The organism is Citrobacter freundii complex sp. 2024EL-00216, assembly GCF_043945515.1.
Classification (GTDB): Bacteria; Pseudomonadota; Gammaproteobacteria; order Enterobacterales; family Enterobacteriaceae; genus Citrobacter; species Citrobacter portucalensis.
In genome coordinates this window covers 101,986-114,677 of record NZ_JBIMRA010000007.1, presented here as the reverse complement: position 1 = coordinate 114,677, position 12,692 = coordinate 101,986, and the positions used below count along the sequence as shown (strand labels likewise).

Sequence of the window (12,692 nt, the reverse complement as noted above, 5' to 3'; positions counted from 1 at the left end):
CCAATCTTATTTTTTACAGGGTGCATTTACGCCTATGAAGCCTTCTATCGTTGCCAAACTGGAAGCCCTGCATGAACGCCATGAAGAAGTTCAGGCGCTGCTCGGTGATGCGGGTACTATCGCAGACCAGGATCGCTTTCGTGCGCTGTCGCGCGAATATGCGCAATTAAGCGATGTATCTCGCTGTTTTACGGACTGGCAACAGGTTCAGGAAGATATCGAGACGGCTCAGATGATGCTCGACGATCCTGAAATGCGTGAAATGGCGCAGGATGAACTGCGCGAAGCAAAAGAGAAATGTGAGCAGCTGGAACAGCATCTGCAGGTCCTGCTATTACCTAAAGATCCCGATGACGAACGTAACGCCTTCCTCGAAGTGCGCGCGGGAACTGGTGGTGATGAAGCGGCGCTGTTTGCCGGCGATCTGTTCCGCATGTACAGCCGTTACGCTGAATCGCGTCGCTGGCGGGTTGAGATCATGAGCGCCAGCGAAGGCGAGCATGGCGGGTTTAAAGAAGTCATTGCCAAGATTAGCGGCGAAGGCGTTTACGGGCGACTGAAGTTTGAGTCTGGCGGCCATCGCGTGCAGCGCGTACCTGCGACGGAATCGCAGGGGCGTATTCATACCTCGGCCTGTACGGTCGCGGTTATGCCGGAACTGCCGGATGCCGAACTGCCGGACATCAACCCGGCCGATCTGCGTATTGACACCTTCCGTTCATCGGGCGCGGGCGGTCAGCACGTTAACACCACCGACTCCGCAATCCGTATTACCCACTTACCGACCGGTATCGTAGTAGAATGCCAGGACGAACGTTCACAGCATAAAAACAAAGCCAAAGCGATGTCGGTGCTGGGGGCGCGAATTCGTGCCGCCGAAGTGGCAAGACGTCAACAGGCGGAAGCCTCTGAGCGTCGCAACCTGTTGGGCAGTGGCGATCGCAGCGATCGTAACCGTACCTATAACTTCCCGCAGGGTCGTGTGACCGATCACCGCATTAACCTGACGCTCTACCGTCTGGATGAAGCGATGGAAGGCAAACTGGATATGCTCATTGAGCCGATTGTCCAGGAATACCAGGCCGACCAACTGGCGGCGTTGTCCGAGCAGGATTAATGGATTATCAGCACTGGCTGCGTGAAGCGATTAGCCAATTACAGGCAAGCGAAAGTCCGCGCCGTGACGCCGAGATTTTACTCGAGTTCGTTACTGGCAAAGGGCGCACCTTTATTCTGGCTTTCGGCGAAACGGAGTTAACCGAGGCGCAGCGTCAACAGCTTGATACGCTACTGGAGCGGCGTCAGCGGGGAGAGCCGGTGGCGCACTTAACCGGCGTGCGTGAGTTCTGGTCGTTGCCGCTGTTTGTGTCTCCAGCCACGCTTATTCCGCGTCCGGATACCGAGTGTCTGGTGGAGCAGGCGCTGGCTCGCCTGCCGGCCTCAGCGTGTCGTATTCTCGATTTGGGAACCGGCACGGGTGCCATTGCGCTGGCGCTGGCAACCGAGCGTCCGGATTGTGCAGTGACAGCTGTAGACCGCATGCCTGATGCCGTGGCACTGGCCATTCGCAACAAGCAGCAACTGGGCATCGACAATGTTTGCGTGCTGCAAAGTAACTGGTTCAGCGCATTGCAGGGACAGCAGTTTGACATGATTGTCAGCAATCCGCCGTATATCGACGAACAGGATCCGCACCTGGCGCAAGGTGACGTTCGCTTTGAACCGCTGTCGGCGTTGGTGGCGGGCGATCAGGGGCTGGCGGATATCGTGCATATCATCGACCAGTCTCAGCGCATGTTAACGCCCGGCGGCTATCTGTTGCTGGAACATGGTTGGCAGCAGGGCGAGGTCGTCCGTGATGCCTTTACTCGTGCGGGTTACCTGGCAGTTGAAACCTGTCGTGACTATGGCGGCAACGAGCGAATTACGATTGGACGCATCCCATCATGAGTACCTTCGGTGTGTTACTCAACGTCCATCTCATCAGCATTGCGCTTTCGGTTGGTTTGCTGACGCTGCGATTTTGGTGGCGTTACACCGACTCGCGCCTTGCCTGCGCGCGCTGGACGCGCATCGTGCCGCCGGTTGTCGATACCGTTTTATTACTCAGCGGCGTAGCGTTAATGGTTAAAGCGCACATCCTGCCATTCACTGAGCACGGGACATGGCTGACTGAAAAGCTGTTTGGGGTTATCATTTACATCGTTTTGGGTTTTATTGCGCTCGATTATCGTCGGGCGCGCAGTCAGCAGGCGCGATTAATCGCTTTTCCGCTGGCGCTGGTGGTGCTGTACATCATCATTAAACTCGCCACCACAAAAATACCGTTACTGGGGTAAGCATGAGGTCGTTAGCTGATTTCGAATTTAATAAAGCGCCATTGTGTGATGGGATGATCCTGGCGTCGGAGTCTATCCGTCTGGATTTTCCGACACAAACTGTCTATGACGAACTGGAACGTCTGGTCAGTCTGGCGCAAGAAGAAATTAGCCAGCTCCTGTCTCAGGATGAGCAACTGGAAAAACTGCTGGCACTTTTTTACGGCGAATGGGGGTTTACGGATACCCACGGCGTCTATCGTCTTTCTGATGCACTATGGCTTGATCAGGTACTGAAAAATCGTCAGGGCAGCGCCGTATCCCTGGGCGCAATCTTATTGTGGATTGCCAACCGACTGGAGCTGCCACTGGTGCCGGTGATTTTCCCTACACAACTCATCTTGCGTATTGAATCGCTCGATGGCGAAATGTGGCTAATCAATCCGTTCAATGGCGAAACGTTAAATGAGCACACGCTGGAAGTGTGGCTGAAGGGGAATATCAGCCCGGTCGCGGAGCTGTTTAATGAAGACCTGGATGAGGCGGATAATGCAGAAGTAATTCGTAAGCTGCTCGACACGCTGAAATCATCGCTGATGGAAGAGCGGCAAATGGAGCTGGCGCTGCGTGCCAGCGAAGCACTATTACAGTTTAATCCTGAAGATCCGTATGAAATACGCGATCGTGGATTAATTTACGCGCAACTGGAGTGTGAACATGTTGCGCTGACCGATTTAAGTTATTTCGTTGAACAGTGTCCGGAAGACCCGATCAGCGAAATGATTCGTGCGCAGATTAATACTATTTCGCACAAGCAAATTGTATTGCATTGATTAATGACACTTTACCTACCGTTTAAGGCGATCCTATGAAACAAAAAGTGGTTAGCATTGGCGACATCAACGTGGCAAATGACCTGCCGTTCGTGCTGTTTGGCGGAATGAACGTGCTGGAATCCCGCGATCTGGCGATGCGCATTTGTGAGCACTACGTAACCGTTACTCAAAAGCTGGGTATCCCTTACGTGTTCAAAGCCTCCTTTGATAAAGCCAACCGTTCTTCCATCCACTCTTACCGTGGACCGGGCCTTGAAGAAGGGATGAAAATCTTCCAGGAACTGAAGCAGACTTTTGGCGTAAAAGTGATCACCGACGTTCACGAAGCCAGCCAGGCTCAGCCTGTTGCTGATGTGGTGGATGTGATTCAGCTGCCGGCCTTCCTCGCTCGTCAGACCGATCTGGTGGAAGCGATGGCGAAAACCGGTGCCGTTATCAACGTGAAAAAACCGCAGTTCGTAAGCCCGGGCCAGATGGGCAATATCGTGGATAAATTCCATGAAGGCGGCAACGACAAAGTAATTCTGTGCGACCGTGGCGCGAACTTTGGTTATGACAACCTGGTTGTGGATATGCTGGGCTTCAGCGTGATGAAGAAAGTTTCTGGCAACTCGCCGGTGATTTTTGACGTTACCCATGCGCTGCAATGCCGTGACCCGTTTGGCGCAGCAAGCGGCGGTCGTCGTGCGCAGGTTACCGAACTGGCGCGCGCAGGTATGGCGGTAGGTCTGGCCGGTCTGTTTATTGAAGCGCATCCGGATCCAGCCAATGCAAAATGCGATGGTCCATCCGCGCTGCCGCTGGCGAAACTGGAACAGTTCCTGACTCAGATTAAAGCGATTGATGACCTGGTTAAAAGCTTCGACGAGCTGGATACCGAGAACTAAGAAAGTATTGCAGTCCGGAGAGATATCTCTCCGGACTGCTGTTTGAGAAAAGTGTTAAGGGTGGCCGTCAGGCGCCAAATGCACCGTCAATTGTATGCATTGCCCCCGTCACAAACCCAGCCTCAGGGCCTGCAAGCCAGGCAACCATTCCCGCAACTTCCTCTGGACGGCCATGTCGTTTTAGCGCCATAAAACTGTGCATCACCTCTTTCAGTGGGCCATCTTCCGGGTTGGCATCGGTATCAATAGGACCCGGTTGAACCACGTTTACCGTAATGCCCCGCGGTCCAAAATCACGTGCCAGCCCCCGGGCCAGCCCTTGCAGCGCTGATTTGCTCACCGCATAAGAGGCCAGGCCAGCAAGAGGCATACGGTCGCCATTCACAGAACCAATAATGATAATGCGTCCGCCGTCAGGCATCTGTCGTGCCGCTTCCACGGCCGCATAGTATGGGGAGTGAATGTTAATCCGGAACAGGCGCTCCACGTCATCCGGATCCTGCTCCAGCGCATCACCAAACAGAATAATGCCTGCATTAACTACCAGCACGTCCAGCGGGCCGCTTTCGCGTACCCGGTTGATGACGGCGTTACGGTCGGCGCTATCGGTTTGCGCTGTCTGGGTACCCGTCTCATCAGCAAGCGCTTTGGCAGCGTCAGGGGAGCCTGAATAGGTAAAGATAACCGATGCGCCATCCGCGGCAAAACGGCGCACGATAGCCGCGCCAATCCCACGACTGCCGCCAAGAACCAGAACTGACTTGCCGTTAAAAGAAGACATGAGGTACTCCTTGAACAATTATGTAGTGATCGATATATAATGGGTGCACTGTTTTCTGTCAATGGATTTGTAATGATCACTACAAAATGCACTCGTGCACCTGGACGCCCACGTAATTTTGATCCAGAAATGGCCGTTGCCAAAGTACAACCCTTGTTTCACGCACATGGCTATGACGCGGTTAGCGTGGCGGATGTCACCGCGGCGTTGTCGATCAAGCCCCCAAGTTTCTATGCTGCTTTTGGGAATAAAATCGGTCTTTATAAACGTGTTCTTGACCGCTACGTACAAACTGAGGCGATCCCTTTTGATGACATTCTTCGCCCCGATAAACCCGTTTCTGCATGTCTTACCGATCTGCTTGAAGAGGCGGCGCGACGTTATGCCGCAGATCCGCATACGCCGGGATGTTTGGTCCTGGAGGGCACGCACAGTAACGATCCGCAGGCGCGGAAGGTCGCGCGGAATTTCTACTCGGCTGCCGAACATAAAATTCACGACTTTATCGCACAGCGGCATCCTAAAGAGGCTGACAGCCTGACTGATTACGTCAGTACCACAATGCTTGGCCTGTCGGGAAAAGCGCGTTGCGGGCATTCGTTCGAACGTCTGCTAGCCAGCGCGCGAATCGCCATCGTAGCGGTGCGGCATCAGCTTTCCAGATGATCATCACAAGATAAGGTAGATAAATATGATGGGGAAAATGGGAACTTAATCAGGCGGTGCCTCATATCAACCCGCATCAGAGCAGGGGGGTATCGTTGTAGGTGGTACGGATGCGACGCGGATTGGCGTTGCAGGAGTATGGCATGCCATTGAATATCATGTAACAGGTAAAGCGCTCGACGGCACGGTACGCCATGATGCGTGCCAGTTAAGCCGAGAAGATGCATTAAAAATGTATACCCTCAATGCCGCCTGGATAGCTTTTGCAGAACAGCAGAGGGGAAGTTTGCAGGCAGGTAAGCTCGCCGTTTTGCGGTGCTTAATCAGGATATTATGGCTATTCCGGCAGACAAATTGCACCAAACGGAGTCGTTATTAACGTTTGTCGATGGTCAACAGGTTTATCCGGAGCTGTGAGCGGTAAAAGAAAACGGCCCTGAGAAGGGCCGTGGGTTCTATCAGAAAGACTAATCAGGCAAATATCGTCATCAGATAGGCGATAAACAGCGCCAGATGCGCCGCACCGTTAAGCACGTTGGTGCGTCCGGTGGAGAAAGAGATGTGACACAGTACCAGTGATGAAACCATCACAATCATCTCTGGTGCGCCCAGCGCAAAGACCAAATCATTCCCGGTTGCCCATGCGATCAGGGTCACTACCGGAACGGTCAGTGAAATGGTGGCTAATACTGAACCGAAGAACAAATTCATCGCCCGCTGTACCTGATTACTCAGAACCGCTTTCAGCGCACCTAGCCCTTCAGGGGAGAGGATCAGCAATGCGACCAGGAAACCGGTAAAGGCGACCGGCGCATTCAGTTCAGTCAGCAATGTTTCCAGCGGGCTGGCGTTCATTTTGGTCACGGCAATAACAGCGATCAGATGAATGATAAGCCAAGCGGCATGCCACATATTGCTGTGGGCTGACGGTTTACCGTGATGCGGATCGTCGTCGTCACCCTCGTCTTCATGCTCATAAATGAACAGGCTCTGATGCGTTTTAGTTTGTATCAGCAAAAATACGCCGTACATCGCCGCAGAAATTAATGCCACTAATAGCGCCTGGGCGGTAGTGAAATTTGCACCCGGTAAAGCCATCGGGAACACCAGTACAATAATGGCCAGCGGAAACAGGGCGATTAAATACTGCTTAATACCAAACAGATTCATATACTGAGTGGCAAATTTACGGCCACCTAACAGTAATGAAAAACCGACCAGGCCGCCGGTTACGATCATAATGATTGAATATAGCGTATCGCGCATGAGCGTAGGCGCAGCATCGCCGGTCGCCATTAATGCGGAGATTAAGCTGACTTCAAGAATAACAACGGACAGGCTGAGGATCAGCGACCCGTAGGGTTCACCAAGTCGATGTGCTAATACGTCCGCATGACGGACAACACTGAATGCACTGCTTAATATACCAATAAGGGCCAGCGCATTAATGCCGATGACCACTGGTAGTGACTGACTGCTCCCCCATAAGAACAGTACTACCAGTGCCAAAATCGGGAAGACGAGAGAAGTCTCCTTGTGGCGGGTTTTTACCGCCTCATGTACGTGTGTCATTGAACTAATTCTCCATCTCTGCAGGTATTTATAATTATAAAAGTATTAAAGAATGTAAAAAATAACAGAACTTTCGGTATTTCCGATCTGATTTTACGTAATTTTACGGCATGGACCATTTTTTGCATCCGAGCGAATGAAATTGCATATCTTGTTTAGAGAATATTTAAATAACAGCACATTAGATTTTAGCGTCCACAAAAATTGATGAGCGTACTGATACAAATGATAGTGCAGGACGTACCACCCCGAGAGGATATAAAGTGCCGTTGACACTTTGTTCCCTTGCAAGCGAGCGGTGAATTGCCTATTGTCCAGCTATTGGTTTCAAAATGAGCAGTAAAAAAGCCCGGAAGGCGTCAAAAAAGTTGTCGCAGGGAAGCAGCAGTGGCGGAGGTGTAAGGTGTTAACGCGTGATTTTTTATTGAATGCCGACTGTAAGACGGCATTTGGTGCTATTGAAGAATCACTACTCTGGTCAGCGGAACAACGGGCAGCCTCACTGGCCGCCACGCTCGCTTGCCGACCAGATGATGGACCGGTGTGGATCTTCGGTTATGGATCGTTGATGTGGAACCCGGCCTTAGAGTTTGAAGAGTCCTGTACCGGGACGTTAGTCGGCTGGCACCGTGCTTTCTGTCTGCGCCTGACGGCGGGGCGAGGAACGGCGTGTCAGCCAGGACGTATGCTGGCCCTGAAAGAAGGGGGACGCACCACCGGTGTGGCCTACCGCTTGCCGGAGGCATCCCTGGAACAAGAGCTTTCGCTGCTGTGGAAGCGAGAAATGATCACCGGCTGTTATCTGCCGACCTGGTGTCAGTTGGCGCTTGATGACGGCAGGACGGTGAACGCACTGGTCTTTATTATGGATCCGCGTCATCCGCTGTTTGAGTCAGACACGCGCGCGCAGGTGATTGCGCCGCTTATCGCCGCGGCGAGCGGACCTTTAGGTACCAACGCCCAGTATCTGTTCTCACTGGAACAAGAGCTGGTCAAGTTGGGGATGCAGGATGATTGTCTTAACGATCTGGTGATCACGGTTAAACGATTGTTGGGAGAGAACCTGCCGGAAGGCGTTATGCGGCCTGGGTTTGCCTGAACCCAGCCTGGAACTGAATGCCCGAAAGCCAGGCGCTTTTCGGGCAATTAACGCTTAGGCTGCAATATAACTTATTGAATGCTCTAGCGACTGGCTGTGGCTGTCAATCAGCACATTCCAGATGCCGGTATAGGGCACGGTCAACCATGCGTTATCACGATCCTGCACGCTTAAGATGTCGGACTGCGTGTCTTTGACGTGATTTTTCTCGCTCATCAGATGGATGTGACAACGCTCGGAACAGCGCACAACCACCGTATCGCCACCAAATAACTTTAAACTCGCCTTCACTAATGCCATTTTTCACCCCGTTCTTGAAAACAACGTACTTTCTGTCGAAAGTGCTGCGTGATGTTGTTCACATTTCACTCATTGCATAACACCAAAGGGGGAGCAACGGGATGCTGATTTTGATCAAAAAATGGCATAACGATTAAACAAAAGTGACAAAATTCCTTAAAAGGGTTGAAAGGGCGTGCTAACGTTCAACGAAACCGCGCCCATCTACGATTAAATCCGGAAATTATCGACACTTTCAGTGTGCTTGCCTGAAAACGGTGTATCAGAAGGTCAGCACTTTATCTGCAGCCAGCGTCCATTGAGCCAGTTCAACCAGCGTGCCGACGGCCACTCCGTCAATTAACGGCAGCGTCGTGATCCCACGGCCATCGGTGCAGGTTTTGCACAGTTTGACCGGCACATTTTGCGCCGTCAGGATCTCCAGCATTTGCTGAATATTGTATCCTTCTGCAGGTTTCTGACCTCGTAATCCCGCGGTTACCGCGTCCGACATTAAAAACAGACGCAGGTCGAGATCCGCTTCCTGTTCGCGCAGGGCGATTGCCAGACGCAGGCTGTTAAATAACGATTCGCTTCCATAGGCCGCACCGTTCGCGACGATCACTATCTTTTGCATTTTTACTCCTGTTGTCAGGGGGGCATGGATATTGCTTGTCCTCAGGGATAACCCGTTATCGGTGAGGGCAGAGATGATGACAAATGCACAAAATTCCGGTGCGACGCAATGGTTTCGCCATGCCCGCCAGCTTGAGAACACCCAGCTTCGCCAACTGGCACAGTCCGGTAAGTTGGTAATGCGTATTAGCCATCTGGTGCATATGCTACAGTGCGAACGCGGTGCATCCAATATCTGGTTGTGTTCTCAAGGTACGCTTTATGAGCGGGAGGTCCGTGCCAGTCGGGCGCTGGTGGATGAAGAGTGTCGGCAACTGCATATCCTTTTCCAGCACATTATGCCGGTGGCGGGCAGTGCGTTGTGCCACCGCATTGCTGGCACCGTCTGGTGCCTCGATCAGCTAACGACGCTGCGTGAGTCTGTCAGTGGGCAGACTATCGATGCGCAGCAGGCGATGGAGCAATATAGCCGGATGTTACGCCATCTGCTGGGTATTGTACCGCAGCTTAACGACAGCATCGATTATCCCCATGTCGCAGGTGGACTGGTGGCGCTGTACAGTTTTATGCAGGGTAAAGAACTGGTGGGGCAAGAGCGGGCATTAGGGGCCATTGGCTTTACCCAGGGCGAGTTTAATCCTCCGATGCGCCAGGAGCTGGTGGACAGAATCGACGGGCAGCAGCCGTGCTTTGACACCTTTATCTCCCTGGCTTCACCTGTGCTGGTGCAGCATTTTCGTCAGCAGTGCGAGGCATCGGGCGAGATCGAACAACTGCGACGCCAGGCCTGTACGCGACAACCCCAACTCGATAACGGTGAAAGCGCGCTACGCTGGTTTACCCTACAGACCCAGCGCCTTGAACAATTACGCCATCTCGAAGAGATGTTGATTACCGAATTGCTGAACGCCGTGGCGCGTCGGCTGGCAGAAGAAACCTCCGCCTTGCCGCTCGACAACTGGCTTGATGACCGTGCTGAGGAACCCCTTTCGTTACGTCGGGATAAACAATTATTGTTGGTTGTTCGCCAGCAGGCTCGCCAGCTGGAGCAAATGAGCGCCCAACTTGCCTCATTGCAGGATGCCTTAGAGGAGCGCAAGGTGATTGATAAAGCAAAAAGCATCCTGATGAATTACCAGCAGGTCAGCGAAGAACAGGCGTGGCAGCTATTGCGAAAAATGGCGATGGATAAAAACCAACGGATGGTCGATATCGCCCGGGCATTGCTTACCGTTAAATCCCTGATGCAGGGATAGCGCCTGCACAACAGGCGGGCAGTGTCTGCCATATTTGGGTGCACCGCGGCGTCTGGTACGCGTCGAACCCGCTAAAACCGCCAGTGTAATTCTGGCATCTGAATTGCATTAACTCATACATACAATTTAGCAGCAGGCCAACGGCGGTCTGACTGTTTTGAGGATAAAGGCGTCCCGCAATGCTTCGGCATTGTTGGACGCCTTTTTTTATGGGGAGCATGTATGGGTGACAGAACAGTTTCGTTAACGCGGCGGCGGTTTTTACAGGCAAGTGCCGTGATGGGGGTCAGCTCGCTGATTCCAGGACTGATGTCTTCGGTCTGGGCGGCGGGGTCTGATGCGCCGGAGATGACTACCGTTCGGGTCGGTTTTATTCCGCTAACCGACTGCGCGCCGCTGGTTATCGCCACGTTGAAAGGTTTTGATAAAAAATACGGCATTACGCTGGTGCCGACCAAAGAGGCCAGTTGGGCTGCAGTGCGTGACAAACTGGTCTCTGGAGAGCTGGATGCGGCTCATGTTCTGTACGGCCTGTTGTATGGCCTGGAACTGGGTATTGCCAGTAAAGCGCAGCCCATGGCCAATCTGATGACGCTCAATCAGAACGGGCAAGCGATCACGCTCTCCGCAACGCTGCTGGAGCAGGGGATTACCGATGCGTCTGCGCTGAAGAAACTGATCGTCTCGCAGGCGCCTGGAACCTATACCTTCGCGCACACCTTTCCCACTGGCACACATGCCATGTGGCTCTATTACTGGCTGGCCAGCGCTGACATCAATCCTTTCACCGATGTTCGCACCGTTGTGGTACCGCCTCCGCAAATGGTGATGAACATGCGCATTGGCAATATGAGTGGCTTCTGCGTCGGCGAACCGTGGAATGCGCGGGCGATCAATGACCGCATCGGTTTTACCGCGGCGACGTCCCAGGATATCTGGCCCGACCATCCGGAAAAAGTACTCGGTACGCGCCGGGAGTGGGTAGAAAAATATCCACATACTGCCCGGGCACTGGTTAGCGCGCTGCTTGAGGCATCGCGCTGGATAGACGCCAGTGAAGCCAATAAACGCGAAACAGCACAAATTCTGGCGCGCCGGGCCTGGCTCAATACCAAAGAAGGCTATCTGACGGCGAGAATGCTGGGCGAGTACGACAACGGTGCCGGTCGTCGCTGGCAGGATCCGCATGCCATCCGCTTTTTTCGCGACGGCGAGGTGAGTTTCCCCTGGCATTCCGATGGCATGTGGTTTCTGACCCAGTTCCGCCGTTGGGGATTGTTGAAGCAGCAACCGGATTATGCAGCCATTGCCGCGCGCATCAACCGGACCGACATCTGGCGCGATGCGGCAGCGGCGGTTGGAGGGATAACACCTCCTGCGAAATTGCTACGAACCAGTACGCTGATGGACGGTTCCGTATGGGATGGCCGCAATCCAGAAGCCTATGCCAACAGTTTTACCCTCCACCGTACAGGAGCCTGAGATGAAACAAAATACGCAGCTTAAATCCCCTGAGCCGGTAGTCGGTGAGGTCATCACGCTATCAACGATGAAGGTCAGAAAGCGCAAAATGCCATGGTCAATGAGGCTTAGTACATGGCTAAGACGCGCCGTACCCGCTCTGTTGGGGATTGCCTTGCTGGTGGTGTGCTGGCAACTGGCCGCCATCAACAGCAAAGGCTTTCCGACGCCGCTGAGCACCCTGGATTCAGCCCTGACGTTGTTTGCCGATCCGTTCTATAACGGCGGGCCGAATGATATGGGTATCGGCTGGAACGTGCTGGCGTCGTTGCAACGGGTCGCGATCGGTTTCGGATTAGCGGCGCTGGTGGGGATCCCGCTGGGCTTTCTGATTGGGCGTTTCACCTTCTTTTCGCACATGTTTTCGCCGCTGATTGCGCTGTTGCGCCCGGTCAGTCCGCTGGCCTGGCTGCCGATTGGACTGCTGTTGTTTCAAAAAGCGGAACCCGCATCGAGCTGGACCATCTTTATCTGCTCTATATGGCCGATGGTGATCAACACCGCCGAAGGGGTGCGGAGAATCCCTGACGATTACCTCAACGTTGCTCGCGTACTGCAACTCTCTGAGTGGACGGTGATGCGGCGGATACTTTTCCCCGCCGTGCTGCCGGCGATCCTCACTGGCGTACGCCTGTCGATCGGCATCGCCTGGTTGGTGATTGTGGCAGCAGAAATGCTCACCGGCGGGTTGGGGATTGGTTTTTGGATCTGGAATGAGTGGAACAACCTTAATGTCGAAAACATTCTCATCGCTATCGTCATCATCGGCGTTGTCGGTCTGCTGCTTGAGCAGGGGCTAATGCTGGTGGCGCGTCGTTATAGCTGGCAGGAAAAATAAGGA

15 protein-coding genes are annotated in these 12,692 nt (G+C 53.3%); 11 read left to right on the top strand and 4 right to left on the bottom strand.

The window, feature by feature from the left end; translation table 11 throughout:
* The first annotated feature begins 34 nt into the window (after positions 1-34).
* From prfA to kdsA, 5 genes are read left to right on the top strand one after another with little or no spacing between them, the layout of a single operon-like run.
* Positions 35-1,117 carry a peptide chain release factor 1 gene (prfA, locus tag ACHHZ7_RS11320; RefSeq protein ID WP_003020786.1) on the top strand — a complete coding sequence of 361 codons (1,083 nt, stop codon included), beginning with the start codon at positions 35-37 and terminating at the stop codon, positions 1,115-1,117.
* On the top strand, positions 1,117-1,950 hold the full coding sequence (prmC, locus tag ACHHZ7_RS11315) for a peptide chain release factor N(5)-glutamine methyltransferase (RefSeq protein ID WP_057066746.1): 834 nt from the start codon (positions 1,117-1,119) through the stop codon (positions 1,948-1,950). The genes prfA and prmC overlap by 1 nt, the downstream gene beginning before the upstream one ends.
* Complete coding sequence (gene sirB2, locus ACHHZ7_RS11310; RefSeq protein ID WP_032943708.1) at positions 1,947-2,339, top strand: invasion regulator SirB2; 393 nt, start codon at positions 1,947-1,949, stop codon at positions 2,337-2,339. Before prmC ends, sirB2 begins: the two co-directional genes overlap by 4 nt.
* 2 nt (positions 2,340-2,341) lie before the next feature.
* Positions 2,342-3,151 carry an invasion regulator SirB1 gene (gene sirB1, locus ACHHZ7_RS11305; protein WP_003020775.1) on the top strand — a complete coding sequence of 270 codons (810 nt, stop codon included), beginning with the start codon at positions 2,342-2,344 and terminating at the stop codon, positions 3,149-3,151.
* A 35-nt stretch (positions 3,152-3,186) separates the two neighbouring features.
* Positions 3,187-4,041, top strand: coding sequence for a 3-deoxy-8-phosphooctulonate synthase (gene kdsA, locus ACHHZ7_RS11300; RefSeq protein WP_003020772.1), 855 nt, complete (start codon positions 3,187-3,189; stop codon positions 4,039-4,041).
* Positions 4,042-4,108: 67 nt separating this feature from the next.
* Here kdsA and bdcA read toward each other — a convergent pair whose 3' ends face one another.
* Positions 4,109-4,822, bottom strand: coding sequence for an SDR family oxidoreductase (bdcA, locus tag ACHHZ7_RS11295; RefSeq protein WP_060682114.1), 714 nt, complete (start codon positions 4,820-4,822; stop codon positions 4,109-4,111).
* Positions 4,823-4,894: 72 nt separating this feature from the next.
* Between bdcA and ACHHZ7_RS11290 the strand changes: the two genes are divergently transcribed.
* A complete protein-coding gene (locus tag ACHHZ7_RS11290; RefSeq protein ID WP_060683717.1) occupies positions 4,895-5,488 on the top strand; it encodes a TetR/AcrR family transcriptional regulator in 594 nt (197 codons plus the stop codon).
* A 91-nt stretch (positions 5,489-5,579) separates the two neighbouring features.
* Positions 5,580-5,867, top strand: a complete 288-nt coding sequence (locus ACHHZ7_RS11285) for an amidohydrolase family protein (protein WP_081003589.1) — start codon at positions 5,580-5,582, stop codon at positions 5,865-5,867.
* Between the two features lie 92 nt (positions 5,868-5,959).
* On the opposite strand, the gene chaA is transcribed toward ACHHZ7_RS11285, so the two are convergent.
* Positions 5,960-7,060, bottom strand: a complete 1,101-nt coding sequence (gene chaA / locus ACHHZ7_RS11280; RefSeq protein WP_060682115.1) for a sodium-potassium/proton antiporter ChaA — start codon at positions 7,058-7,060, stop codon at positions 5,960-5,962.
* Positions 7,061-7,463: 403 nt separating this feature from the next.
* On the opposite strand from chaA, the gene ACHHZ7_RS11275 reads away from it, so the two are divergent.
* The gene (locus tag ACHHZ7_RS11275; RefSeq protein WP_060682116.1) at positions 7,464-8,159 is read left to right on the top strand and encodes a gamma-glutamylcyclotransferase; all 696 of its coding nucleotides are present in this window, start codon (positions 7,464-7,466) and stop codon (positions 8,157-8,159) included.
* A gap of 54 nt (positions 8,160-8,213) precedes the next feature.
* Here the strand turns inward: ACHHZ7_RS11275 and ACHHZ7_RS11270 are convergent, their stop codons facing one another.
* The gene (locus ACHHZ7_RS11270) at positions 8,214-8,459 is read right to left on the bottom strand and encodes a DUF1883 domain-containing protein (protein WP_003020763.1); all 246 of its coding nucleotides are present in this window, start codon (positions 8,457-8,459) and stop codon (positions 8,214-8,216) included.
* Positions 8,460-8,721: 262 nt separating this feature from the next.
* Entirely contained in the window at positions 8,722-9,075 is a 354-nt protein-coding gene (locus ACHHZ7_RS11265; RefSeq protein WP_003833402.1) for a DsrE/DsrF/TusD sulfur relay family protein, read from the bottom strand.
* A gap of 73 nt (positions 9,076-9,148) precedes the next feature.
* On the opposite strand from ACHHZ7_RS11265, the gene nasR reads away from it, so the two are divergent.
* From nasR to ntrB, 3 genes are all read left to right on the top strand, one after another.
* Positions 9,149-10,330 carry a nitrate regulatory protein NasR gene (gene nasR / locus ACHHZ7_RS11260; protein WP_081003590.1) on the top strand — a complete coding sequence of 394 codons (1,182 nt, stop codon included), beginning with the start codon at positions 9,149-9,151 and terminating at the stop codon, positions 10,328-10,330.
* Between the two features lie 222 nt (positions 10,331-10,552).
* The gene (locus tag ACHHZ7_RS11255) at positions 10,553-11,812 is read left to right on the top strand and encodes a CmpA/NrtA family ABC transporter substrate-binding protein (protein WP_008784967.1); all 1,260 of its coding nucleotides are present in this window, start codon (positions 10,553-10,555) and stop codon (positions 11,810-11,812) included.
* Between the two features lies 1 nt (position 11,813).
* A complete protein-coding gene (ntrB, locus tag ACHHZ7_RS11250) occupies positions 11,814-12,689 on the top strand; it encodes a nitrate ABC transporter permease (protein WP_032943702.1) in 876 nt (291 codons plus the stop codon).
* Positions 12,690-12,692: the final 3 nt, after the last annotated feature.